Raw genomic sequence first — 24024 nt, 5'->3', positions numbered from 1 at the left:
CTCAGATCACCTTTCCCTTGAACAGGCCGGTCGGGCGCATCAACAGCGTCAAAACGAGAATGACGAATGAAATCGAAAACTTGTAGTCGGTCGCGACAAGTTGGATCAGCCCGTCGGGTGCCCAGCTGTCAGGCACGACATAGGCAAACAGTTTCTTGTAGGCATAGGTCAGGCTGATTTCCGAGAAGGCGACCAGGAAACCGCCGACAATGGCCCCAACCGGCTGACCGATGCCTCCCACGATCGCAGCAGCGAACATCGGCATCAGGAGTTGGAAATAGGTGAACGGCTTGAAGCTCTTGTCGAGGCCGTAGAGCACGCCGGCGAGCGTGGCCAGCGTCGCCGCGATGATCCAGGCATAGGCCACGATGACGCCCGGCTCGATTCCCGACAGCCTGGCCAGGTTCTCATTGTCTGAGAAGGCGCGCATCGCCTTGCCGGTCACCGTCTTCTGCAGAAACCAGAACAATGCTGCGACGGCGACGAGGGCGACAACCAGTGTCAGCACCTGGGTCGAACGGATGGCAAGGCCCTCCGCCAGACCAGTCATGTCGCGAAAACCATTTGGTGTGACCAGGAAGCGGGTTCCGTCGGAAAAATTCTGGTCATCGACGCCGATGATGAAGCGCACCAGGCCATTCAGGACGAACATCACGCCCACCGATGCGATCATGAAGGTGACCGGCGTCGCGCGGGTGACCCGGTAGTAACGGAACACCAGTCGATCGGAAATCAGGGCAATCGCCACGGCTGCAGCAACGCCTATCGGCAAAGCCAAAAGCGCGGTCGGAAGCGGCCCCAGCGACACACCATGCGCCTGGAGCCACCAGGTAACCAGTATCGTGACGGCCGTACCGAGCGCCATCAGGTCACCATGCGCGAAATTGCCGAAACGAAGGATGCCGAAGATCAGCGTGATGCCGAGCGCACCGAGTGCAAGCTGCGCGCCATAGGCGAAGCCAGGCACGAGCACGAAATTGGCGAACAGAACCGCCGCGTTGAGAAACCCGTCCACCACTACCCTCCGAGAAAAGTCGACCGTACTTCCGGATTGGCGAGCAGCGCCTCGCCGGCATCCGTGTAGCGGTTGCGTCCCTGCACCAGGACATAGCCAAGATCCGCTATTTCGAGCGCCTGCCGAGCATTCTGTTCGACCATGAGAATGGCTATGCCCATTTCAGCGATGTCGACGACGCGGTCGAAGAACTCGTCCATCACCACCGGGCTTACGCCAGCCGTCGGCTCATCCAGGAGAAGGACCTGCGGGCGTGTCATCAGCGCCCGTCCGATTGCCACCTGTTGCCGCTGGCCGCCTGAGAGCTCCCCGGCGAATTGATGGCGTTTCTGCTTCAATGCCGGAAACAGCTCGTAGATCTCGGCCGCCACGGTCGAGAAATTCTCGCGGTGCAGATAGGCGCCGATCTCGAGATTCTCCTCGACCGTCAGGGACGTGAAGACATTGTCGGTCTGCGGAACGAAGCCGATCCCGGCGGAAACGCGCTCTTGTGGCGACAGCTTCCCGATGTCTTTGTCGGCAAGCCTCACGCTTCCCGTGCGCAACGATACCATTCCGAGCAGTGCCTTCATTGCGGTGGACTTGCCGGCACCGTTCGGGCCGACAATCACCGCGACCTGGCCCTTGTCGACCTGGATCGTGCAATCGTTGAGAATATCGGCGCCGCCGTAGCCGCCGCACATCCCTTCACCGGCAAGCAGGCTCATGCCGCGACCTCCGCCTGGCGAACATCGGTCTTGCGCCGACGCGCCGGCCCCCGCCCGAGATAGGCCTCGATGACGCGTTCGTCTGCCTTGACCTGTTCGACCGGCCCTTCGGCCAGGACCTTGCCTTCGGCCATCACGATAACGGGATCGCAAAGCCGCGCGATGAAGTCCATGTCGTGTTCAATGAGACAGAAGGTGTATCCCCGTTCCCGTTGGAGCCTGACGATCGCGTCGCCGATCGTGCCGAGCAAGGTTCGATTCACACCCGCGCCGATCTCGTCGAGGAACACGATCTTGGCGTCAACCATCATGGTGCGGCCGAGCTCCAGCAGCTTCTTCTGGCCGCCTGAAAGGTTGCCGGCGAGTTCGTCCGCCACATGGTGCAGCCCGAGAAATCTCAGCACCTCATCCGCCTTTTCAGCAATTTTTTGCTCTTCTTCGGCAATGAGACGCCGACGGAACCAGGCCTGCCACAGCCTCTCTCCCGATTGATTGGCCGGCACCATCATCAGGTTCTCACGCGCCGTGAGTTTTGAGAAAGCGCGCGGCAGCTGGAACGTGCGCAACAGGCCCCGTCCGAACAGATGGTGGGGGGCCATGCCGCTCACATCTTCGCCATCGAGTATCACGCGCCCGGACGTCGGCCTGTAGAGCCCGGCCATGACGTTGAAGAGCGTCGTCTTGCCGGCGCCGTTCGGGCCGATCAGTCCGGTGATCGATCCCTTCTCGATAGCGATCGAAACCCCATCCACCGCGTGGATGCCGCCGAAATGCATATGCAGATTTTCAACTCTGATCATGTCTTCATCCCGCGTGGCGTCGACCAGTGAGCCGACGCCACACTTTATCCGCTGGATCAGAGGTCAGCGCGTGCCAACCGGCTTGAACTTGCTGTCGACGACCTCGTATTCGAGATAGCTTCCGGCAGCTTCGCCAGGGCCAATCAGTTCGACATTGGTGGCGCCGACATAGTCGATATCGCCGCCCTTCTTCAGGATATCCAGGGCTTTGCCCAGTTCACCCGGCAGGATCTTCTCTCCAGGGGCATTGGCGACATCGAGCATGTTTGCCGCGATGGTGGCGCGGTCGGCCTTGCCACCCTTTGCCATCGCGAGCGCCATCAGTGCCGCCGCATCATAGCTTTGGCCCCGGTAGGCCTTTTCCGGCTCAAATCCTGCCGCGGCGGCAACCTTTGCGAACGCATCATTGCCTTCACCTTCGGCCGAAGGATAGATACCGAACGTACCACCGATATCCTTGCCGACGGCCTTCAGCAGAGCGTCGGAGTACATACCGTCGCCCAGGCCGAAAACCTTGAACGCGCCCTGTTCGACGGAAGCCTTGATGACACCAAGACCACCCTGGTCGGCGAGGCCCAGCACAATCAACGCATCACCGCCCGCCGCCGAAAGCGTGGCGACCTCGGCCGAATAGTCAGCCTTGCCATCTTCATGGGGGACGCTGACAGTGACCTTGCCGCCCAGTTCCTTGAACGCGGCACTCAAGGCATCGGCATAGCCTTTGCCGTAATCATTGTTGGTGTAAGTGATGGCGATGCTGCCGTAGCCCTTGCTCTTGATGACATCCGCGAGCACCTGGCCGGCCCGCGCATCGGACGCACTGGTGCGGAAGAACAGGCCATGATCGTCGATCGTGGACAGAGCAGGCGAGCTTGCCGAAGGCGACAGTTGTGGCACCCCGTTGGGGATAGACACGCCATTCAAGATGGCGGTGCTGACAGGCGAGCAATCCGTCATCAAGGCCACGACATTTTCGGATCGTACCAGACGCTCGGCGGTCGCGGTGGCGGCAGCAGCGTCGACACAGGTCGAGTCGCCGCGCACCGCCACCAGCCTCTTGCCATCCAGGAACTTGCCACTGTCGTTGACTTCCTTGAGCGCGGTCTCCGCGGCCTGCGCCACACCCGGCATGATGGATTCCTGCGGGCCGGTGAAGCCCAGCACGATCCCGATTTTTACGTCCTCGGCCTGGGCTGCCGTTGCCGACACCAGCGTGCCGATTGCTGCAAATGTTAAAAGTGCTTTCTTCAAGATATTCCTCCCCTTGATTGTGAATTTCCGAGTCAGGCAAATCGCGATGCACCGTGCCCTCCTCCAGACTCGGCGCCGTGCTCACTCGTCCTTTTTCGTACTTGATGATTCTGCGGCCGAGGATCGGTCGGCCTTGAACTCCCCCATTCAATTTCGTGATATCTTGCATAAGCAGATACCCATAAACCAATAGAGTATTGCGGCGGACGCCATCTTGATTCGAGATAGGCATTGATATCCGATATGGCGTAGGAAACCCGCATTCGGGGGACGCATGGACATTCGGCAATTGAGATATTTCGTCGGGGTGGCCGAAGCGCAGAGTTTTTCACGCGCCGCCGAGAGGATGAATGTCGCCCAAAGCGCGCTCAGCCTGCACATCCGACGCATCGAGGACGATCTGGGCGTGAGCCTGTTCAATCGCGAACCCAAGGGCGTGACGCTGACCCAGGCTGGCGAGAAACTCCTGGATCACGCCAACATCATCCTGCGACAGCTCGCGCTCGCGCAGGATGAGCTGAAAACCGATCGAAATACCCCGGCGGGCACCGTCGCCATCGGCATTCCTTCCGGTGCGAGCCGCGTGCTCGTCACCCCTTTGCTGGAGGCAATCCACAACAACCTTCCTCGCGTCACCATCCGGATAGCGGAGGCCATGACGGGCTACCTTCGCGACTGGCTGAGCAACGGCGGATTGCACATGGCGGTAACCTATGCGCGCGCTGACATCGGAGGGGTGGAACCGATCCTGGCGCATGAAGACTTTCATCTTGTTGCGCCCACAAGTTTCGACAGATCCGCCGACACCATATCTCTCAACGAGATCGCCGGACTGCCCCTGCTGCTTCCGACCGGCAGGCACAGCCCGGCGACGATCATCGGCGAAGTGGCAGAAAGCCTCGGCGTGACGCTCAAGATCGAGCTGGAAATCGACTCGCTGTGGAACATCCTGGAGCAGGTCGCGGCGGGTCGCGGCTTCTCCATCCTCGCGCCGTCGGCATTCCTGCCGGAATGGTCTGCCGGACGCATGCGCGGCTTCCCAATCGTGCAGCCCACGATCTCACGCACCGCAAGGCTGAGCATCGCGCACCGATATGCCGATGACGCCGCCACCCAAGCGGTCGCCCGCCAGGTCATCCAGACCTGCGGCCAACTCGTCAAATCCGGCGACTGGCCAAGACGGGTTCCAGGCTGAAGACAAGGTGCGCCGCGAGGAGTTCTCATCCGCTTCTACATGAGGGAGATCGGTCTCTTGAACGAGCTGATTTCTATCCGGGGCAACATGGCCTGCGCCTTTTCACCGCCGATCGGTTTGAAATAGGCCTTTCAGGAAGCCAGTTCGTTACGCGGGAAAAAGCAGCGAACCGACGAATTGCCCGAAAGGGCCATCTGCGGCTGCGTCGTTGCGCAGCGCTCCTCGCTCCAGGGGCATCTGTTCTGGAAACGGCAGCCTGGCGGCAGGGCGAGCAGGCCGGGTACTTCGCCTGGAATCGGATGAAGCGAACGGTCAGCCACGTCGAGATCCGACGCTGCCTTAAGCAGCATTTCCGCATAGGGATGCGCCGGTCGATCGAACAGGGCATCCTGCTCGGCGATTTCGATCAGTTGCCCGAGATACATGACACCGATCCGGTGCGCCATCACCCGAACGACAGACAGATTGTGGGTGATGAACAGATAGGTCAGGTCGAATTCCGCCTGCAGATCCTTCAGGAGATTGAGGATCTGCGCCTGGACGGAAACGTCGAGCGCGCTCGTCGGCTCGTCGCAGATCAGGAATGTCGGCTCGCCGGCGAGAGCGCGCGCAATTGAAATGCGCTGACGTTGACCACCGGAGAATTCATGCGGATATTTCATCGCATCGGCCGGCGACAGGCCGACATGTTCGAGCAACTCATCGACGCGACGGCGAACGGCTTTGCCGCTTCTGAGCCGATGGGCATGGATTGGTTCGGAGATGATCCGATCGATGCGCCAACGGCTGTTCAAGGATGAGAACGGATCCTGGAAGATCATCTGCAGGCGCGGACGACGGCCGTCCGCCTGCAGCAGTGAAACGCTGCCGCTGTCGGGCTGCATCAGCCCCGCGATGATGCGCGCCAGGGTGGACTTGCCACAGCCGCTCTCACCAACCAGACCAAAGGTCGTGCCGCGCGGGATGCTGAAGCTGACACCGTCAAGCGCCGTGGCTCGCGGCGGCACCTGCCCCGTCAGCCGATGCAACCAGCCCTGCGACGATTGGAAAGTCTTGCGCACATTGTCGACGACCAGAAGGTCAGACCTCGGCAGCGGCGAACTCATGCGGTAGCACCCAGTAGGAGCGGATGATGGCAGGCGACCTCGACATGGCCGTTCTGGGCGAGTCCTGGTCGGGTTTCAGCGCAGTCGGCCTCGGCGTGGTCGCAACGTGGCCTGAACGGACAACCGGACGGAATTCGTCCCAGCCCGGGCATCGAGCCGCGGATGGGCGACAACCGCGCGGTGCTGGCGCGATGATCGGGCGTCGCACGCACCAGGCCCTGCGTATAGGGATGGCGCGGCGCAAGCAGCACCTGCGAAGTCGGCCCGATCTCGACTAGGCGCCCTGCATAAAGCACCCCGGTGCGATCTGCCATCTTGGCGATGACACCCAGGTCATGTGTGATCAGGATGATCGCTGTACCCGTCTCTTCATGCAGGCGCTTCAACAAGGTCAGGATGTGCGCTTGCACGGAAACATCGAGCGCCGTCGTCGGCTCATCCGCGATGATCAGGTCCGGCTCGCCGCACAACGCCAGCGCGATGACGAGGCGCTGCCGCATGCCACCCGAGAAATGATGCGGATATTGACCGTAGCGTCGCTCCGGCTCGGATATGCCAACCCGGCCGATCCACTCCAGGGCACGCCGTCTCGCCGTCGCCCTGTCTGCGCCGGCATGGACGGCTATCGTCTCCGTCAATTGATGACCAACGGTGAGCACAGGATTGAGACTGGTCAGCGGATCCTGGAAGACATAGCCGACCCGCCTGCCTCTGATACCAGACAGTTGTTTCTCGGACAGCCCGTCGAGACGCTCTCCGCTCAACGATATGCGACCGCCGGTGCGTTTCAGCGGCGGTACCAGCAGGTCGACGATAGCCGCGCCGGTCAATGATTTGCCGGCGCCGGATTCGCCGACGAGACCCAGCACTTCTCCGCGCTTCACATCAAAGCTCAACTGGTCAAGCGCCGTCACCTCGCCGGCGGCATTGCGCAAGGTGACCGTCAGGTCGCGGACTTCGAGCAGAGCGTCCATGGTCAGCCCCGCCTCTTCAGTCGAGGATTGAGCGCATCGCGCATCCAGTCGCCAAGCACGTTGACGGCGATGACAAAGACGATGAGCAGGAGGCACGGCCACACCACGATCCACCACTCCCCCGATTGCAGGTAGCTGTTGCCGTTGCGGATGATGGTGCCAAGCGATGGCTGGGTCAGCGGAATGCCAATGCCGAGAAAGCTCAGCGTTGCTTCCGTGATGATGGCGATCGCCAGGTTTATGGTGGCGATGACCAGCACCGGGCCCATGACGTTCGGCAGGATATGGGCAAACATGATTGCCACCGATGAACGCCCGGTGATACGTGCCGCCGCGACATAGTCCTGGTCGCGCTCGACCAGCACCGAGCCGCGCACCGTGCGCGCATATTGCACCCAGAACGAAATGCCGATCGAAACCACGACGATGGTGATCGCCGCCGAAACGCTGCGCTGCGGTCCGGTGACGGTGCCCGCCGCGCCACTGATGATCATCGCCAGCAGCAGGGCGGGATAGGCCAGTTGGATGTCGGCCAGCCGCATGATGACGGCATCGACCACGCCGCCGACGAAGCCGGCGACGAGCCCGAGCGTCACCCCGAGTACAAGCCCGATGCCGACGGCAAGAAAACCGACAACCAACGATGTCCTTAGGCCGAACAGCATCGAGGCGACCATGTCGCGCCCCTGATTGTCGGTGCCGAGCAGATAGGCGGAGCTGCCACCTTCCATCCAGACCGGCGGCGTGAAAGCCTCCCATATGGCGGCGCCGCCGGGAGCGAACGGATCCTGCGCCATCAGCGGCGGCACGAGGAACGCCGCGGCGATCAGGCCAATGGCGACAAATGCTGCTGCTGCGGTGCCTGGCGAGCGCAGCAATTGCGCAAGGATGGGGAAACGCGGCGGATGCGAGGTTCCGCTTGCCGGGAGTGCCATGCTTATCTCCCCCGCCGCAACACCCGTGGATCGAGCAGCGGATAGCTCAACTCGACCAACAGATTGATGACGATGAAAATGACGCCGATGAGGATCAGATAGGCGGATATCACCGGAATATCGGCCGATTGGATCGACTGCAGGAACAGCAGGCCGAGCCCAGGCCAGGCGAACACCGATTCCGTCACCACCGAGAAGGCGATGATGTTGCCAAGCTGAAGCCCGATGATGGTAACGACCGGCACCAGTGCATTCTTCAACGCATGGACATACCAGATCAATCCTTCGGGCAGCCCTCGCGCGCGCGCAAAGCGGATATAGTCCGTCTGACCTATTTCAAGCAGCTGGCTCCGGATCATGCGCAGCACGAAGGTCACCTGGAACATTGCCAAAGTGATCGACGGCAGCACCAGTGCGCGCCATCCCGATACGGTCAGGAAACCTGTGGTCCACCAGTCGCCCAGGGCAACGACACCACCGCGTCCGAAAGACGGCAACCAGCCGAGATTGACTGAAAACACCAGGATCAAAAGGATGCCGAGCACGAATGTCGGCAGTGTGACGCCCGCCAGGGAAACAACCATGATCGCCTTGGCGATCGGGCCATTGGGATGGACACCGCAATAGACGCCACCGGAGACGCCAAGCAGAACCGTGATCGCCAGGCTGACCAGGGCAAGCTCGACGGTTGCAGGCAGTCGCTGCGCGATGAGCTGCGAGACCGGCTCATGCGTACGGTAGGAGATGCCGAACGAACCACGTGCCATATCGCTGAGGAAGAGGCCGAAACGCTCGATGACGCCAGCATTGAGATTGAGCGCTTCGATGAGTTGATCGCGCTGCGCCTGCGTGGCGTCGGACGGCAACAATGTTGCCAGTGGGTCACCGAGATTGGAAACCAGCAGGAAGCCGATCAGGCTGATGCAAACCAGCACGACCAAGGCCTGTATCAGGCGTGAGAGCGAATAGAGGATCATTCCGCCGCCCTGGACTGACTGTCGCTGAACGTCGCGGTCAGGCGTTCGAGAAAGGCGATGCACGCATCGAGTTGCGACTGCTTGATGAATTCCTCGGGCTGGTGAGCCTGCGCGATATCGCCAGGGCCGCAGATGATGGCGGGCACACCCGCTTCCTGGAAGATGCCGGCTTCGGATCCGTACGACACCGCTCGCGGCGCCGTTTGTCCGAGCAGGTTCATCACGTCGTCCTGCAGCCCAAGATCGGCATTCGGCAGCAACGCCGGTATGCGTGCCTGAATGTCGAAATCGATACCGCAAGCCGGATCGATCGCCTTCATCGCCGGTTCGAGCTCCCGGCGGGCATAGCTGGCAATCCGGTCGAGCACGGCATGATCGCTCTGGCCGGGGATGATACGCATTTCCCAGAAGAACCGGCACGCGGCAGCCACGATGTTACCGTGGCTGCCGCCTTGAACGGTGTTGACCTGGATAGTGCTGTAGGGCGGGTCAAGCGTCTCGAAAAACGGCCCCGTCCGCATTTCGCCGCGCAGATCCTCGATGAAGGCAATCAGCCTGGCAGCAATCATCACGGCGTTGACGTAACGATCAGGCTGTGAGGAATGGCCAGCCTTGCCGGTGACGGTTGCCCAACCGATCAATCCGCCCTTGTGCGCATTGATGACCTGCATGGAGGATGGTTCGCCGATAATGGCCAGGCGTGGCCTGATCGCCGATTGCCCTATCCATTCAGCCATCGGTCCGACGCCGGTGCAGCCGACCTCCTCGTCATAAGAAAAGGCAAGGTGCACTGGCTGCCGCAACTCGGCGTGTGCCCAGGCTGGCACCATTGCCAGGCAGCAAGCCAGGAAACCCTTCATGTCGGTGGTGCCGCGGCCAATCAACCGTCCTTCGCTGCTGCGCAGGACGAACGGGTCGGCAAGCCAGTCCTGACCCGTAGTCGGAACCACATCGGTGTGGCCGGACAGGACAATGCCGCCCGGCCGATCCGGTCCGATGCTGACCAGCAGGCTTGCCTTGTCGCCGGCCTGGTTTGGAAACCGGCGCATACGCGCGCCGTAAGGCCGGCAGAACTCTTCGATCCAGTCGATGAGGTCGAGATTGGAGGCTTCGCTGATGGTGTTGAAGCCGACAAGCCGGGCCAGATGATCGGCGACGGAGAGCTCTGCCATGACCATGCCTTCCTTCGCTGACGCTATTTCAGATGAATCAGGCGCAGCGGCAGACCACCATCGGCACGCTGTTTCAGGTCGATGCCGTTCTTGATGCCCCAGATCACCATCTGCTGGTGCAGCGGAATGTAGGCCGCGGACTCCTTGATGATGCCGAGCGCCTCGCCGATCAGCCCGCGCCGCTTGTCGGCGTCTGTCTCGACCTGGATACGAGCGATCAGGTCGTCGACCTTCTTGTCCGAATAGCCACCGATGTTGAAGATGCCGCGGCCACTATCCGGATCACGCGTACCGACGATGGTCTGCAGCATGTTGTGGGCGTCGTAGGTGGCCGGGGTGAAGCCGACCATGGCGAAGCTGGTCTTGTATTCCGGCGGATTGATCTGCTGCGCCCAGCGGCCGACCGTCTGAGCCCGTGGCTGAACGTCGACACCGATGCGCGCCATCAGACCTGCCAGGGTGATGCAGATCGCCTCGTCCATGACGAAGCGGTCGTTGGTGCAGTCCAGCGTCACGCTGAAACCGTTCGGATAACCTGCCTCGGCCAGGAGTTTCTTGGCCTTTTCCACATCCGGCGCGGTCGGCGCACCGACGGCGTCGTTGTAGCCGTTGACCTCCTTGGCAACCAGCGTGCCGGTCGGCACCGAGAAGCCGCGCATCACCTTTTTGTGGATGACCTCGCTGTCGATGGCCAGTCGCAGCGCCTCACGCACGCGCTGGTCCTTGAACGGGTTGGCACCCTTTACGCTCGAAAACAGCAGTTCGTCGCGAGCCACATCCATCTGCAGATAGATGACGCGCACATCCGGTCCCGACATGACATGGAAACCCTCGGTGCTGCCGACACGTTCGGCGTCCTGGGGCGGCACCGCCTGGATCATGTCGACTTCGCCTGACAGCAGCGCTGAAACGCGGGTCGCGGGATTGGCGATGACGAAGAAAGTCGACTTGTCGATATTGTGCTGCGGCTTGTCCCACCAGTCCGGATTGGCGGCCATCACCGTACGGATGTTGGGTTCGCGCTCCGTCACCTTGAATGGGCCGGTGCCGTTCATGTTGCGCGTCGCGAAACTCTCATCCTTGTTGTCGGCCGAGGCAGCCTTGACCGCGCCATTGGCCTCCGCCCACTCCTTGTCCATGATCAGCCATTCGGTGATCTCGAGCGGCAGGATGGGGTCGACACCTCGGGTCTTCATTTCAACGGTGTAGTCGTCGATGCGCTTGATCGACTCCACCGTTGCCAGCATGCCTTCGACACCGGAATGCTGCGAACGGTTGAACGAGAACACGACGTCATCGGCATTGAACGGGGAGCCGTTCTGGAACTTCACCCCCTCGCGCAGCTTGAAGCGCCAGACATCGCCTTCCTGATGCCATTCAGTCGCCAGCGCCGGTTCGAGCGAGAGGTCGGCAGCGCGCCGGATCAGCGGCTCATAGACATTGCTCAACACCGACAGCACGAAAGTGTTGTCGACGGCATGCGGATCCAGCGTGTACGCATCCAGCGGCGCAGCCCACTTGAATTCGGCGGATTGTGCCGGGGCTACCGCCAGACCTGCCATCAAAGCGCAGGACGCAAGCAGCCGCTGCATTTTCGACGCTTTGCCAGCGCCCCCAACCCGTATCGCCATCGTCTCCTCCTGTTGCTTTTTCTTGTCCCGGAGCTCCATGACGGATTCTCCGAGGTTCCGTTTCAATGCTGCTGGAAAGCCGGCCCCAACCGCCTCAGGCGTTGAGCACAAAATTGATGGAACGCACGGCGTCGCCGCTGGCGGACCCGACCACCGCGCATGTGCGTGAAGTGCTGCGGGCAATCATCATGGCTCCTCCCATTCGACTGACGCATACGGGGCGAACCAAGATGCGGGACGCCATCATCGTTCACCGAGTAACGCACGATACAGTATACAGTTCAAGCATAAAATTTTATGACGAGAGCCGAAAAAAGCTCACAAATCGGCGGACATGACCGTCTTTGTCGAAATTTACCGTGCCGTCGAACGAGAAAGGCTGATCATTCAAGCGGGTTGGAACAACTGAAGTTCGTCAAAACAGTATACTGATACGGGCTGAAAAACGCACTTCGCCCCATGCCTCAGAGAGGAAATCCGCGGCGCATCGACACTCGAAGAGTTGTTGCTCGAGGCCGGATTTGGCGAGCTCAGGCATCACGCGAACAAACCCGCATCCGAAGAAATCTCTCCCGCACCTTGCAGCGCACAGAGAAACCTCACCAGTGGAGGTGAACAGGATTCAGGATTTTCGAGAAGTCGATCTGTTCCGCGCATGCGTTGCCGGCTAGCAGCCCGGGAACGCCCTGTGCCTAGAGCGTTTCCGTTTTTCACGGAAACGCGGCAACGCTCTAGATTTTTGTTTTCGTCGCATTTTGTAACGCCAAGCGATTGCACTTAGCTACAAATGCTCTCAAGGACAGGTTGTCACTTCGTCCCGGCCAAGGCCGTGATAGTGCTCTTGATAACGGCCTCGGCATTCGCCCGCTCCTCCCCTACCACAGGCAGGCGCGGGGCGCGGACATGCTCTGCAGCACCGTAGACAAGATGCTCGGCAAGCTTGATGTACTGGACGAGTTTGACATCCGTATCGAGATGGAAGGCCGGCGTCAGCAGGCGGTATAGCGGCAGGGCTGCAGCGAAGTCGCCGCGCTTGGCCGTTTCGAACAGCTTCACGCATTCCGCAGGCCAGGCATTGGTCATGCCCGATACCCAGCCGACGACGCCGAGCGCCACGCTTTCCAGGATGAGGTCGTCGACGCCGCAGAAGATATCGAAACGATCGCCGAAGGCGTTGAAGAGGTCAGTCACACGACGGATGTCGCCGGTCTCTTCCTTGATCGCGACGATGCCACGGACGTCGGCCAGCATCTTCAGCGTCTCGACGTCGACATCAACCTTATAGGCGAGCGGGTTGTTGTAGATCATGATCGGCAGATCGCTGGCTTCGGCGACGGTCTTGTACCAAGCCGCTGTCTCGCGCCGATCCGTGCGATAGGCGAGAGACGGAAACGTCATCAACCCTTCCGCTCCGAGCCGCTGATAGTTGCGCGCCGCGGCAACGGCATTGTCTGTCGAGAGCTCCGCCAGGCCCGAAAGAAGCGGCACGCGCCCCGCAACAACTTCCTTGGCTGCCCGCACGACGGCATCGCGCTCAGCCTGCGTGAGCGAGGCATTTTCGCCAAGCATCGGCAACACGATGACGCCCGACACGCCGTTGGCAATGAGGCGATCGATGCTTGCCTGGGTGGCCGTGAGATCGATAACGCCGGAGGCGTCCATCTTGGTCGTTACGGCAGGAAAGACACCAGTCCAGGTCATGTTCGGCTCCCATTCATTGATCTTGTCGGACTGACAGCGCCCGGTCCAGACGATGCTTCAGGATGGCATCAAGGTCTCTTCGGCAACAACCAGCAAGTCGCTATGCCCGAGCAGGCTGGTAACCGGCCAGGCTGGATCCTCGCGGCCGGCGAGCAGCGCGGCCATCGCTTCGCGCTTGCTTTCGCCGGCGCATAGCAGCAGCACCTTCCGGGCAGAGCGCAGCGTGTTGATGCCCATGGTCACGCCCGTGCTTGGCACGCTGGCTTCGTCGGGAAAGTTGGGACGATGCGCCTGCCGTGTCCTCTCGTCCAGGGAGACCACATGGGTGTCAAGATCCCATGAGACGCCAGGCTCGTTGAAGGCGATGTGCCCATTGGCGCCAAGCCCCAGAACGGCAAGGTCGATTCCGCCGGCCGCGGCGATGGCGCGGTCAAAGGAACGGCATTCCTCGTCTGCATTGGGAGCATCACCACGCAGGAGATTGACCTGGCCCTCGGCTGCATTGATGCGGTCGATCAGATGGCGGCGCATGAAGGCGTGATAGCTGCGCGGATTGTCGGGCGACATTCCGACATACTCATCAAGGTTGAACAGCGTCGCGTCGCCGAAGCTGATTTCGCCGCGCTGGCAACGCTTCGACAGCTCGTCATACATGCCGATCGGGGTGTCTCCTGTCGGCAAGGCAAGGCTTGTCACCGAGCCATCGAGCAGCGCAGCACTGACATAATTCGCGGCAAGCTCCGCCATGGCTGCGCGATCCGCCGCCCACGTCACGTTCAATTTTGTCATCTTAGTCCGAAGCCTCGGCAATCGCTGGAAAGAGCGCTGAATAGCGCCGGTAAATCTTTTCGTAGTTCGTGGACGTGACTGAGGGAGCAACCACATCTGTCTGCGATGCCGTCGGTGCAGGACGCTCATTTTGAGGAACCGCCAGCAGTGCCGCACCGATCGCTGCCGGCGACGAATGATGATAGCTCACCACCGGGCGCCCCAGTATGTCGGCCAGCATCTGCCGCGTCGAGACATGCGACACGGCGTGACCAGCCAGGACAACACGCTCGATCTTCGAGGTCTCCGCCAGGATGTCGATGCAGCGCCGGATCTCGAACTGTACGCCCTCCAGATAGGCACGGGCGATGTCCTGCGCCTTGTGCTGCACCGTCAGGCCATGCAGGACGCCGCGCAGGTTCGGATTCCACAACGCGCCCTGCTCGCCTCCAGCCAGATAGGGCGAGAACATCAGGCCGTTGGCGCCGGCCTGCGATGACGCAGCCGCCGCATCGATCCTGCCATTGTCCCAGCCGAGCAAGTCGTTCAGCCAGCGATAGCTGGTGCCGGTCGACAGCAGGTCCATCTCGCGTCCGAACACACCGTCGACAGCATGAGGCGTCAGCAGGTAACGCCGTTGCGGGTCGCGCAACGGATCACGCAAACTGTCCATGATGATGGTGCTGGACCCCGTGGTCACGCATACCGTGCCGCTGCCGAGGCCGGCCATGGCGTAGACGCTGGCGACCGAGTCCGCGCAGCCGACGGCTACGGGTACGCCTGCCGACAAGCCGAGGCGCGTCGCCACGTCATCGCGAAGCGGGCTCGTCGCTTCAGCCGGTCGGATTGCCGGCAGCAAAGACGTGTCGACACCCCATATGGCGCAAAGTTCCGAAGCCCAGGATTTGTCGTCGAGATCGTAAAGACCGTATCCCGCCGCGGTCGACGGATCGGTCGTCAATTCACCTGTCAGCGCGAAATGCAGGAAATCCTTGGCGGACAGGATCGTGGTAACGCCATTGCCGAAACAGTCGAGGTGATGACGAAACATCGGTGCCAGGTAACGCCCATCGATGGGCATGCCCGTCCGTTCGTAGATCATCTGCCGCTTGGGCTCGTCGAGAAAACCCGAAGCCCAGGCATCGGCCCGGCTGTCCATCCAGGTGATCGCGGATGGCAGCGGCCGGTCGCGCTCCAGGCAGACCAGAGTAGGCAACTGACCAGTCAAGCCGATGGCAGAGACCTGTTTTGCAACGTCTGCGTCCAACTGCTTGATCGCAGCCTCCAGGGCAGCCAGCCAGTCGAGCGGATTTTGCTCGGCCTGGCCAGGCAACTCCCTTGTCACGGGAAACGCCGCCTCGGTCGTGGCCATGATCTGACCCGACACCGACATCGCCACACATTTGATGGCCGAGGTGCCGAGATCGATACCGAGGATGACGTTATCGTTCTTCATTGCGGTCCCTGAGGGGAGAAAGCGCCTGAGCTTTGCAGGCTTCATGCCTGCATGCAAAGGCGCCTTGCCGGAAGTTTAGTGCTTTGCCTTGACCGCGCGCATCGCCTCGCCTGCGATGGCGACGGTCTGCGCGATGTCGTCCTCGGTGTGCGCGAAAGAGATGAACAGGTTCTCGAATGCGCCGGGATGGAAGAGGACGCCACGGTCGAGCATCTCTTCCCACCAGGTCCGGAACACGTCGTGACGCGCATAACGTGCAGCGTCGCGATAGTTGCGGATCGGCTTGTCGGCGAACCAGAGCTGCATGACCGGTCCGACGCCCGTCACATAGGCCGGGATGTCGTTATCGGCGATCACCTTCTCCAACCCGTCGAACAGCTTCTGGCAACGCTGGTAAAGCGTATCGTAGAGGCCAGGCGTCGCCAGCTGGTCGAGCGTTGCATTGGCCGCTGTCACCGCGATGCCGTTGGCTGCATAGGTGCCCGCCATCGAGACGGTACCGTCCGCGACAAGCGCCATGATGTCCTTGCGCCCGCCGAGTGCTGCGACCGGGAAACCGCCGCCGAGGCCCTTGGCGAAGGTGGAGAGATCGGGCTGGAGACCGTAGTAGCCTTGCGCGCCGCCGAGGCTGAGACGGAAACCGGTGATCACCTCGTCACAGATCAGGATGATGCCGGCCTTGGCCGTCAATTCGCGCATCGCCTCGAGGTAACCTGGCTCAGGCAGGATACAGCCGGTGTTGCACATCACCGCTTCGGTGATGACGGCAGCAATGTTCTGCCCTTCGCGGGCGATCGCGTCGCGTAACGCCTCGACATCGTTCCACGGCAGGATGATCAGGGAATCATCGAGGCCAGCCGGCATACCAGGCCCCTGAGGGATAGCCTTCGGGGTCCTGTCGGGGCCAGCCGTTTCCAGGGTTGGATGCTTGCTCCAGTAAACGCCGTCGGAGAAGCCGTGATACATACCTTCGAAACGGATGAGTTTCTTGCGACCGGTGAAGGCACGGGCGAGACGCACCGCATAGAGCACCGCTTCGGTTCCTGTGTTGCACAGGCGAACCTGCTCGATCGCCGGCACTGCCGCGATGATCTTTTCCGACAGCGTGATCTCTTCGGCCGCCGGCATGGCGAAAACCGTACCGCGGTTCTGGATGAAATCCACGACGGCATCGGTGATCTTCTGCGGACGATGGCCGAGGATCATCGGCCCGAGGCCGAGCAGATAGTCGATATACTCATTGCCGTCGACGTCGAAGAGACGCGAACCGGTACCGCGGTCCACAAACAACGGATAGGGATCCCAGCCTGACCAGACGGCGCGCGCCGTGCTGTTGACACCGCTCGGGATGATCTCGCTGGAGCGGGCAAAATAGTCTCGGCTCCGGGTGGAACGCGAGGGTGTCTTGTATGCAGGCATCAAATCTCTCCTCGGAGAACAAGTTTGCATACTTATTATAATGAGTATGATGACATGTCAACGACAACGAATGGAATAATGAGACCTTCGTTCAGTCGGTGAAGGTTCGCGAATAGCGATTGCCGTCGCGCGTCACCGAAATCACCTTGCCGTCGATCGCCGGGCCGATAACCAGGCGCTCCGGCGCCTGGGTTTCAGCTCCCACCCTGAAGACACCGGGCGTGAGTTCCACCAGTTCCAGATCGTCGCTCGGCGCCTCGACGCCGCCGGGTGCGATCAGGAACAGACGTTCGCCGCGCGCAACGATGCGGAAGTTCGTGTACCAGGGAGAGTGCGAGCGATAGTGTCCGACGCAGCCGTTGGCGACCTTGCCAAGCGAAACAGCCGGCCTTCGGCGCAATTCGAGCGGGCCATAGTTCCATCCGCCTTCCCCCCCATCGATGCCCTGTTCGAATGTCAGGTGAAACGTCGCGAAGGCTGGATGATCGGTGGCGTAGCGCGACGACCACGTCTTGAAGACATGCCCCCGGACGCCTCCGCTCGAAAGCATGACCTTGCCCTCGTCGGCGACAAAAGAGACAGCGACAGGATTGCCGACCGCGTCATACGCCGAGAAATCGCCCAGCATAGCGGGCTGGAATGCAGCCTGATCCTGCACGTCGAGGTCGAGTCTGATCGAAGGCAGCTCCATCTCATGGCCTGTCAGCCAGGCATGTGCCGCGCGGGCAATGACTTGCGCGCCCGGACAGTCGCCATTGGCATTGGTGAGCACGACGATCCCTATATCGCGAGACAGATCCGCCAGCACGAACGTGGCGTACCCCACCATGCCGCCGCCATGAGTCAGGCACCGGCCGCCCCGGATGGTCTCGGCGTTGATGCCGAGACCGTAGACGCTCCGCTCGACACCGGTGTCCGCCAGGAACTCGACGATCGGCTCTCCTCCAGGCGCCAGCAGGCCGGTCAATTGCTCGAACGCTTTAGCGCTGACAACGGTCTTTCCATCCAGCCGGCCCTCTCCCAGCAACATCCGGACGAACCGTGCGAGATCCGGACCGGTGGCCGCAATGTTACCGTCGGACGTGTTGGTTTCGAACCAGGTTGCCGGAGCCAACGCACTTCCTGGCAGCCACGGACAGTCGTCCTGTGCAGGCGCGTAGCCAACCGCAAATCGATGCCGGTCCCGGTTCGAGATGCAGGGCGTGCTGGCAGCCATTCCGAACGGCTCGAGCAGTCGCTCTCTATAGGCTTCGACGGTCGGTTGCCCGGTGACGGCAGAAACGACGAGGCCGAGCAGGATGTAGCCGATGTTGGAATAGTGGAACGCACTGCCGGGCGCAAACCCGGTGGAAAGCTCCCTCAACCACCAGCCTTGTCCGATTTCATCCGGCAAGGAGTCGGTCCCCGCAGGCAAACCGGCGGAGTGGTTGAGCAGATGGCGCAGCGTGAACATCGGATAGTCGGAGCCGACGCTGAACCAGGGCAGATAGCGCGAGATGGGGTGATCGAGATCGACTTTTCCTTCCTCGGCAAGCTGCAACAACGTCAAGCCGACGAACCCTTTGCTGATGGAGCCGATGGCAAACAGATGTTCGCGCGTGACCGGCAGGCGTGCATCGATGTTGGCAAGACCAAAAGGAAGCTCGAGCAGGGTCGCATCGCGCGAGACGGCAAGGACGATACCGCCTGGGATTGGCCAGTGCTGCGTGAATTCGTCGGCCAGTGCACGCAGCCGCTGCGTCACGATTTCGATCGATGTCATAAGGATAGAACCTAGTTACCAGCTCGATTGAGCAGCAATTGCAGCAATGCCCTGACCGGCGAACCCGTCGCGCCGACCGGCCATGGCTCGAACCCCTGGTCGAGATAGGCGCTCGAGCCGTTGTCGATGTGCGCCCAGGCGGTGTTGCCGGCAAATGTCCGCAGATAGGTGGCAGCGAGCTGGCCGCTGTCCGGCACCGACAAGGGCGCGTTGGCGATATCGGCGACTTTCGATTCAATCAGGCGTTCATATTCTGTCCGGAGTGGCAGCCGCCAACCCGGTTCGCCGGCAAGTTCACCGGCGTCCATGAGCGCATCGGCGAGCGCGGTCGATGTCGACCAGCATCCCCAAAGCAGAGGACCGACGCCGCCGCCGTCCGTGAGTGTGCCGACATCGACGATCTCACGGACGCCGTCCCTGGCGAGATACGCGATGGCATCAGCCAGAACCAGGCGACCTTCACAGTCCGTATCCACGACTTCCGTTCTCCGGCCGTCAGGATGGCTCACCACATCACCAGGGCGCAGGGCATTACCATCAGGCATGTTTTCAGCCATCGGCAGAACGACAGCCACATCCGGATCTATACCGAGTTCCACGGCTGCAAAAACGGCTCCGGCCACTGCAGCGGCAGCCGCCATATCGGCCTTCATCCAGGCTATTTCCTCCGCATTCCGCTTCAGATTGATGCCACCGGAATCAAAGGTGATGCCCTTGCCAACCAATCCAAGACGAGCCTTTTGCCGGCCAGGATAGAGGCACACCACGCATGGCTTGTTCGCGCTGCCGCGACCGACGGCCTGCGTTGCTCCGAACCCTCGCCTGGTCAGTTCGGCCTCGTCCCAAATCTCCACGCCAACACCCAGTTGCCGTGCACGCTCAGCGACAACCTGCGCAAAACGCGCGGGCAAGAGATCACTGCCTGGCGTTTCGACAAGATCGCGCACCCAATTGGCCGCCCTGCCCGCCGCCACGCCGATTTCGAAGGCGCGTTGCAACCCGGCTGAATCGGATACCAGAAGCCCGACCACGACTTCGGTCTTGCTCATCCGGACATGGCCACCGATCAGGCAAGCTTCCGCCGCAGCACGTACGATGGACGCCGGCTCCGCTCCCAGCCCATCCAACGCGATGACGCCGTTGCCTCGCTCCCGCAGAAAATGCGCCGCCGGCATCAGGGCTTCGCGCAGCACGTTTGCGGTGAAAGCCTCGCGCGCTCCGACACCGACCAGAAGCACCGCGGGCTGATCCGACGCCGGCACCATAAGCACCGAAAGCTGCCCCACCTTGCCTTGGAAAGATGGATCAAGGCGCAGCACATGACGGGCAAATTGCCCGCCATGTGCCGCCTTCCCCGCCAACTCGGCATCGGCAACTTCAAAACCATTGGCTCCCGCAAAAGCCGGCATCACCAGAATGTCCGCTTTGGCCAGAACAGACGGCTCGCTGCCGATACGTAGGGTGGTCATGCTATTTCACCTTATGAACGTTCATCAGCGTTTCGGTTGATAGGTTGTTCACCGAACCAACCAGAGGCGACAACACGAAGCCTTCCCATTTTGGGCTATGGGCCTCGATGACATTGGGATAGTTGAGCACAATGTAGGGGCGGGCCTCGAAGATGTGCTTCTGCATGGCGGAAATTTCGGCTCGGCGTTCCTTGTTGTCGAGCAATGTACCCTGCTTCAGGTACATCTTGTCGTAATCCGCGTTGCAGTAGCCACTGTCGCTGTTGCCGCCACGCGCCGCGCAGGTAACAATGCTCAGCATGAAGTCCGGCTCCACCGGCGGCACCCAGCTCCACATCGCGAAATCATAGTCGAGATATTTGGCTTCGGGAGCATGGATGGCCTCGGTCGCGGCACCCGGATCCATCTTGCGCTGGGTGATCTCGATACCGATCTTCTTGAACCCGGCCTGGATGATCTGGAAGGCACGATCGCCGGTGCCGTTCTCTTCCGTCGGGAAGATCACTTCGTAGGCCATGCGCCTGCCGTCGACGACACGGATGCCGTCGCCGCCCTTCTTATAGCCCTTCTCGTCAAGGATCTGGTTTGCCTTGTCGGTATCATAAGGCAACGGCTTGATGGCCTCGTCGTGATAACCGCTTGCCGGCGCCACGATGGTCGAACCCGGCGTGGAGAAGCCGAGCCAGACGATCTTGTCGATCGTTTCCCGGTCGATGGCGTATTCCAGGGCTTCGCGCACCTTCGGATCGAGCAGTTCGCGGTTCTTCGGCTTGTCGGCACTGGTGTTGATGATCAGCGTCTTCATGCCGACACCCGGTCCGCTCAGCACGGTCATACCGGCCTTCTTCAGGGTCTCGACGGATGTCGGAGGCGTCTGCTCGCCGATCATGTCGAGCTTGTCGGTGACGAGAGCCGTGATCATGGCGTCGTCATTGGCAAAGAACTGCAGACCGAAGCCGTCGATGACGGGCTTCTTCTCGCCCCACCAGTTCGGATTGCGGGCAAAAAGCGCAATCTGCTCGTTCTCATGCTTGGTCAGCACGAACGGCCCGCCCGCGACAACGGGGGCAGCATTCGGAAAGGTCGATATCTGCTCGCCATCGCCTTCCGTCAGGGGCTCCCAGATGTGCTGCGGCAAGATCGGCAACGCCTGCATTTGCGTCAGCACATTGGCCACCGGCAAGGCGTAGGTCAGCACCAGCGTGTTGTCGTCGGTGGCCTTGGCATCTTCCATGTGGGCGACCCAACCCGCCAGCTTGCCAGTGGCACCACTCTGGAACTTGCGGATCAGATTGAAGGTGAAGGCGACATCCTTGGCCGTCAGCGGCTCGCCATCCGACCATTTTGCATCTGGAACCGTATGGAAAGTCCACACCTTGCCGTCAGCCGACGTTTCCCACTTCGTCGCGAAGGACGGCACGATCTCGACCTTGGCATCATATTCAGTCAGGTGTGGGTACACATACTGGTAAAACACTGAGCTGTAATCGGAGTCCGAGACGAACGGATTGAGCGAGTCGATCGGCTGAGTAGCGCCAATGCGCAGGATTTCGGCCGCGTAAGCGGACGGCACGAGCGGTGCTTGGAAAACGGTTGCTGCCGCGATCGCCGCGGCACATGCCACGGCACGAATATTCCAGCTCTGGTGAGGTTTCTTTTTCATTGTCATCTCCCGAGACGCAAGATTCTCCAAAATGGGGACTTGCCTCACATTCAGGCTACTGAGTATGATGAGTGCATGTCAAGCCGCTTGGGAGGAGCAGAGGCATTGCGGGGATCGGCCTTTATCTGGAAGCGGATAGTTTTCGCTGTCGTCACGGTGTTTGTGGCCCTGACGCTCAATTTCATCCTGTTTCGCGTGCTTCCCGGAGGTCCGGTCAGCCAGATCTCGCGCGTGCCGAACGCCTCGCCTGCTCTGAAGCAGGCTCTTACCGCACAATTCGGGCTCGATAAGCCGCTGTGGGAGCAATATCTGCTTTATCTTCAGCAGACATTGCAGGGCAATTTCGGCGTTTCCTACATGAACCGGCAGCCGGTGTTCGACAACCTTGTCGAGGCCTTTGGCAACACCATTCCCATGGTTGCGACGGGCACGATCCTCGCCTTGACGCTTGGCGTGGTCGTCGGCGTCATTTCGGCCGTGCGCCGCGGCAGCATGACCGACCATCTCAGCACCAACATCGCCGTGCTGTTCTACGCCTTCCCGACGCAATTTCTCGGCATGATGCTGCTCATCATATTCGCCGTTGTGCTGCCGTCGGCCGGCATGAACGACCCGTTCGCCATGGGCGGGTCGGGATGGGACAGCTTCCTGGATACGCTCAAGCACATGGTTTTGCCGGTCACGACCCTGGCACTCACGCTTTATGCCGAAAACGCGCTGATCGTGCGTTCCGCCATGCTGGAAACTCTGGGTGAGGACTACATACTGACGGCGAAGGCCAAGGGCGTGCCACGGCGCCGGCTCATCCGTGCACACGCCTTGCGCAACGCCATGCTGCCGATCGTCACCATGGTGGCGATGTCGCTGGGTGCCGTCGTCACCGGCTCCATCCTCATCGAGGTCATCTTCTCGTGGCCAGGCATCGGCCGGGCTCTCTACACGGCAGTGCTCAAGCGCGACTATCCGATGCTGCAGGGCGGATTCCTGGCCATCACCATAGTGGTGATCACCTTCAACCTCATTGCCGACCTCATCTACTACAAGCTCGATCCCCGGATAACGACATGACCCTTTCCTTGCCTGGGCCAGCCACCCCGGAAGCCGAGACCCGGCTCGGCTTCTGGCCGATGTTGAACGACGTGCTGCACCAGCGCGCCGCGCTCGCCGGCCTTGCCATCGTCAGCATCTTCGTCCTGCTCGGGCTGATCTCACCCTTGATCGAGCCTTACAGCGTTCGCGAAGCCACCTGCGCGGTATTCGAGCCACCATCCTGGCAACACTGGTTCGGCTGCGACGACGGTGGCATCGACGTTTTCAGCCTGGTGCTGCGCGGCGGTCGCATCTCGATGATCGTCGGCGCCATCGCGACCCTCATCGCCATCGGCATCGGCGCGACGGTCGGTATCCTGTCGGGCTATTTCGGCGGTTGGGTGGATACGGTGCTGATGCGCATCACCGACTATTTCCTCGTCATCCCGCAGATCGTGCTGATGATCGTGATTGCGGCTGTGTGGGGTCCGAGCCTTTCCCATGTCATCATCGTCATCGGCGCATTGATGTGGACGAGCACCGCGCGGCTGATCCGTGCGCAGGTCAAGAGCCTGCGCGAACGGGTCTATGTGAAACGCGTCGAAGCGCTTGGCGCCAGCCATTTCCACATCATCATTCACCATATCCTGCCGCAGATCGGCCCGCTCCTGGTTGCCAACACCGTGCTGGCCATCACCGTCGCCATCTTCAACGAGACCGCTCTGGCATTCCTCGGCCTGTCCGACCCGACAGCGATCACCTGGGGCACCATCATGGAACACGCCTTCGATCGTGCAGCGGTCAGCAGCGGCGCCTGGTGGGCGATCGTTCCCGCCGGTGTTGCCGTCGCCGTGCTGATCATGGGTTGCTACATGCTCGGCCGCTCGATCGAAGACGGACTCAATCCCCGCCTCAAGGTCTCATATCTCTCATTGCATGGCTGGAAACTGCGTCCGCTCGTCGGTCGCGGGCCGGATGCTATTTGACAAGGAAT

The 24024-nt window shown here is 61.2% G+C and carries 20 protein-coding genes; 3 read left to right on the top strand and 17 right to left on the bottom strand.

Annotated elements, in window-relative coordinates; translation table 11 throughout:
- Window position 1 precedes the first annotated feature (1 nt).
- From AC3WTO_RS23550 to AC3WTO_RS23535, 4 genes are all read right to left on the bottom strand, one after another.
- The gene (locus tag AC3WTO_RS23550) at window positions 2-1015 is read right to left on the bottom strand and encodes a branched-chain amino acid ABC transporter permease (protein ID WP_492463365.1); all 1014 of its coding nucleotides are present in this window, start codon (window positions 1013-1015) and stop codon (window positions 2-4) included.
- A 2-nt stretch (window positions 1016-1017) separates the two neighbouring features.
- Window positions 1018-1722, bottom strand: coding sequence for an ABC transporter ATP-binding protein (locus tag AC3WTO_RS23545; protein ID WP_492463366.1), 705 nt, complete (start codon window positions 1720-1722; stop codon window positions 1018-1020).
- The gene (locus AC3WTO_RS23540) at window positions 1719-2522 is read right to left on the bottom strand and encodes an ABC transporter ATP-binding protein (RefSeq protein ID WP_492463367.1); all 804 of its coding nucleotides are present in this window, start codon (window positions 2520-2522) and stop codon (window positions 1719-1721) included. The genes AC3WTO_RS23545 and AC3WTO_RS23540 overlap by 4 nt, the downstream gene beginning before the upstream one ends.
- A gap of 63 nt (window positions 2523-2585) precedes the next feature.
- Complete coding sequence (locus tag AC3WTO_RS23535; protein ID WP_492463368.1) at window positions 2586-3773, bottom strand: ABC transporter substrate-binding protein; 1188 nt, start codon at window positions 3771-3773, stop codon at window positions 2586-2588.
- Window positions 3774-4047: 274 nt separating this feature from the next.
- On the opposite strand from AC3WTO_RS23535, the gene AC3WTO_RS23530 reads away from it, so the two are divergent.
- Window positions 4048-4968 (top strand): LysR family transcriptional regulator, encoded by a 921-nt coding sequence (locus AC3WTO_RS23530; protein WP_492463369.1) that lies wholly within the window; start codon window positions 4048-4050, stop codon window positions 4966-4968.
- Between the two features lie 131 nt (window positions 4969-5099).
- On the opposite strand, the gene AC3WTO_RS23525 is transcribed toward AC3WTO_RS23530, so the two are convergent.
- The 13 genes from AC3WTO_RS23525 to AC3WTO_RS23465 form a co-directional block, all read right to left on the bottom strand.
- Entirely contained in the window at window positions 5100-6074 is a 975-nt protein-coding gene (locus AC3WTO_RS23525) for an ABC transporter ATP-binding protein (protein WP_492463370.1), read from the bottom strand.
- Window positions 6071-7048: an ABC transporter ATP-binding protein gene (locus AC3WTO_RS23520; protein ID WP_492463371.1), complete on the bottom strand. Its 978-nt coding sequence runs from the start codon at window positions 7046-7048 to the stop codon at window positions 6071-6073. Before AC3WTO_RS23520 ends, AC3WTO_RS23525 begins: the two co-directional genes overlap by 4 nt.
- Window positions 7049-7050: 2 nt before the next feature.
- Window positions 7051-7983, bottom strand: coding sequence for an ABC transporter permease (locus tag AC3WTO_RS23515; protein ID WP_492463372.1), 933 nt, complete (start codon window positions 7981-7983; stop codon window positions 7051-7053).
- Window positions 7984-7985: 2 nt separating this feature from the next.
- Complete coding sequence (locus AC3WTO_RS23510; RefSeq protein WP_492463373.1) at window positions 7986-8960, bottom strand: ABC transporter permease; 975 nt, start codon at window positions 8958-8960, stop codon at window positions 7986-7988.
- Window positions 8957-10132: an acetylornithine deacetylase gene (argE, locus tag AC3WTO_RS23505; protein WP_492463374.1), complete on the bottom strand. Its 1176-nt coding sequence runs from the start codon at window positions 10130-10132 to the stop codon at window positions 8957-8959. The genes AC3WTO_RS23510 and argE overlap by 4 nt, the downstream gene beginning before the upstream one ends.
- Before the next feature lie 23 nt (window positions 10133-10155).
- Window positions 10156-11763 (bottom strand): ABC transporter substrate-binding protein, encoded by a 1608-nt coding sequence (locus AC3WTO_RS23500; protein ID WP_492463375.1) that lies wholly within the window; start codon window positions 11761-11763, stop codon window positions 10156-10158.
- Window positions 11764-12570: 807 nt separating this feature from the next.
- A complete protein-coding gene (locus tag AC3WTO_RS23495; protein ID WP_492463376.1) occupies window positions 12571-13464 on the bottom strand; it encodes a dihydrodipicolinate synthase family protein in 894 nt (297 codons plus the stop codon).
- A 57-nt stretch (window positions 13465-13521) separates the two neighbouring features.
- The gene (locus AC3WTO_RS23490; RefSeq protein ID WP_492463377.1) at window positions 13522-14253 is read right to left on the bottom strand and encodes a glucosamine-6-phosphate deaminase; all 732 of its coding nucleotides are present in this window, start codon (window positions 14251-14253) and stop codon (window positions 13522-13524) included.
- 1 nt (window position 14254) lies between these two features.
- The gene (locus AC3WTO_RS23485; RefSeq protein WP_492463378.1) at window positions 14255-15688 is read right to left on the bottom strand and encodes a xylulokinase; all 1434 of its coding nucleotides are present in this window, start codon (window positions 15686-15688) and stop codon (window positions 14255-14257) included.
- A gap of 75 nt (window positions 15689-15763) precedes the next feature.
- Window positions 15764-17107 carry an aspartate aminotransferase family protein gene (locus AC3WTO_RS23480; protein WP_492463379.1) on the bottom strand — a complete coding sequence of 448 codons (1344 nt, stop codon included), beginning with the start codon at window positions 17105-17107 and terminating at the stop codon, window positions 15764-15766.
- A 91-nt stretch (window positions 17108-17198) separates the two neighbouring features.
- Window positions 17199-18869 carry a serine hydrolase domain-containing protein gene (locus AC3WTO_RS23475; RefSeq protein ID WP_492463380.1) on the bottom strand — a complete coding sequence of 557 codons (1671 nt, stop codon included), beginning with the start codon at window positions 18867-18869 and terminating at the stop codon, window positions 17199-17201.
- An 11-nt stretch (window positions 18870-18880) separates the two neighbouring features.
- Window positions 18881-20338, bottom strand: coding sequence for a leucyl aminopeptidase family protein (locus tag AC3WTO_RS23470; RefSeq protein WP_492463381.1), 1458 nt, complete (start codon window positions 20336-20338; stop codon window positions 18881-18883).
- Between the two features lies 1 nt (window position 20339).
- Window positions 20340-22001: an ABC transporter substrate-binding protein gene (locus AC3WTO_RS23465; protein ID WP_492463382.1), complete on the bottom strand. Its 1662-nt coding sequence runs from the start codon at window positions 21999-22001 to the stop codon at window positions 20340-20342.
- 75 nt (window positions 22002-22076) lie between these two features.
- On the opposite strand from AC3WTO_RS23465, the gene AC3WTO_RS23460 reads away from it, so the two are divergent.
- Complete coding sequence (locus AC3WTO_RS23460) at window positions 22077-23069, top strand: ABC transporter permease (protein WP_492463383.1); 993 nt, start codon at window positions 22077-22079, stop codon at window positions 23067-23069.
- A complete protein-coding gene (locus AC3WTO_RS23455) occupies window positions 23066-24016 on the top strand; it encodes an ABC transporter permease (RefSeq protein WP_492463384.1) in 951 nt (316 codons plus the stop codon). The genes AC3WTO_RS23460 and AC3WTO_RS23455 overlap by 4 nt, the downstream gene beginning before the upstream one ends.
- The last annotated feature ends 8 nt before the right edge of the window (window positions 24017-24024 follow it).

The sequence above is a fragment of the Mesorhizobium sp. EU05-FHT14A09 genome (assembly GCF_058790995.1).
This window is presented reverse-complemented; position numbering and strand designations above follow the sequence as displayed.

Bases quoted from the DNA above. Each gene is read 5' to 3' on its own strand.
- AC3WTO_RS23455 (WP_492463384.1), top strand. From the start codon at position 23,066: ATGACCCTTTCCTTGCCTGGGCCAGCCACCCCGGAAGCCGAGACCCGG.
- AC3WTO_RS23495 (WP_492463376.1), bottom strand. From the start codon at position 13,464: ATGACCTGGACTGGTGTCTTTCCTGCCGTAACGACCAAGATGGACGCC.
- AC3WTO_RS23470 (WP_492463381.1), bottom strand. From the start codon at position 20,338: ATGACCACCCTACGTATCGGCAGCGAGCCGTCTGTTCTGGCCAAAGCG.
- AC3WTO_RS23510 (WP_492463373.1), bottom strand. From the start codon at position 8,960: ATGATCCTCTATTCGCTCTCACGCCTGATACAGGCCTTGGTCGTGCTG.
- AC3WTO_RS23465 (WP_492463382.1), bottom strand. From the start codon at position 22,001: ATGAAAAAGAAACCTCACCAGAGCTGGAATATTCGTGCCGTGGCATGT.
- AC3WTO_RS23540 (WP_492463367.1), bottom strand. From the start codon at position 2,522: ATGATCAGAGTTGAAAATCTGCATATGCATTTCGGCGGCATCCACGCG.
- AC3WTO_RS23545 (WP_492463366.1), bottom strand. From the start codon at position 1,722: ATGAGCCTGCTTGCCGGTGAAGGGATGTGCGGCGGCTACGGCGGCGCC.
- AC3WTO_RS23530 (WP_492463369.1), top strand. From the start codon at position 4,048: ATGGACATTCGGCAATTGAGATATTTCGTCGGGGTGGCCGAAGCGCAG.
- argE (WP_492463374.1), bottom strand. From the start codon at position 10,132: ATGGCAGAGCTCTCCGTCGCCGATCATCTGGCCCGGCTTGTCGGCTTC.
- AC3WTO_RS23525 (WP_492463370.1), bottom strand. From the start codon at position 6,074: ATGAGTTCGCCGCTGCCGAGGTCTGACCTTCTGGTCGTCGACAATGTG.
- AC3WTO_RS23475 (WP_492463380.1), bottom strand. From the start codon at position 18,869: ATGACATCGATCGAAATCGTGACGCAGCGGCTGCGTGCACTGGCCGAC.
- AC3WTO_RS23490 (WP_492463377.1), bottom strand. From the start codon at position 14,253: ATGACAAAATTGAACGTGACGTGGGCGGCGGATCGCGCAGCCATGGCG.
- AC3WTO_RS23520 (WP_492463371.1), bottom strand. From the start codon at position 7,048: ATGGACGCTCTGCTCGAAGTCCGCGACCTGACGGTCACCTTGCGCAAT.
- AC3WTO_RS23480 (WP_492463379.1), bottom strand. From the start codon at position 17,107: ATGCCTGCATACAAGACACCCTCGCGTTCCACCCGGAGCCGAGACTAT.
- AC3WTO_RS23500 (WP_492463375.1), bottom strand. From the start codon at position 11,763: ATGGCGATACGGGTTGGGGGCGCTGGCAAAGCGTCGAAAATGCAGCGG.
- AC3WTO_RS23515 (WP_492463372.1), bottom strand. From the start codon at position 7,983: ATGGCACTCCCGGCAAGCGGAACCTCGCATCCGCCGCGTTTCCCCATC.
- AC3WTO_RS23460 (WP_492463383.1), top strand. From the start codon at position 22,077: ATGTCAAGCCGCTTGGGAGGAGCAGAGGCATTGCGGGGATCGGCCTTT.
- AC3WTO_RS23485 (WP_492463378.1), bottom strand. From the start codon at position 15,688: ATGAAGAACGATAACGTCATCCTCGGTATCGATCTCGGCACCTCGGCC.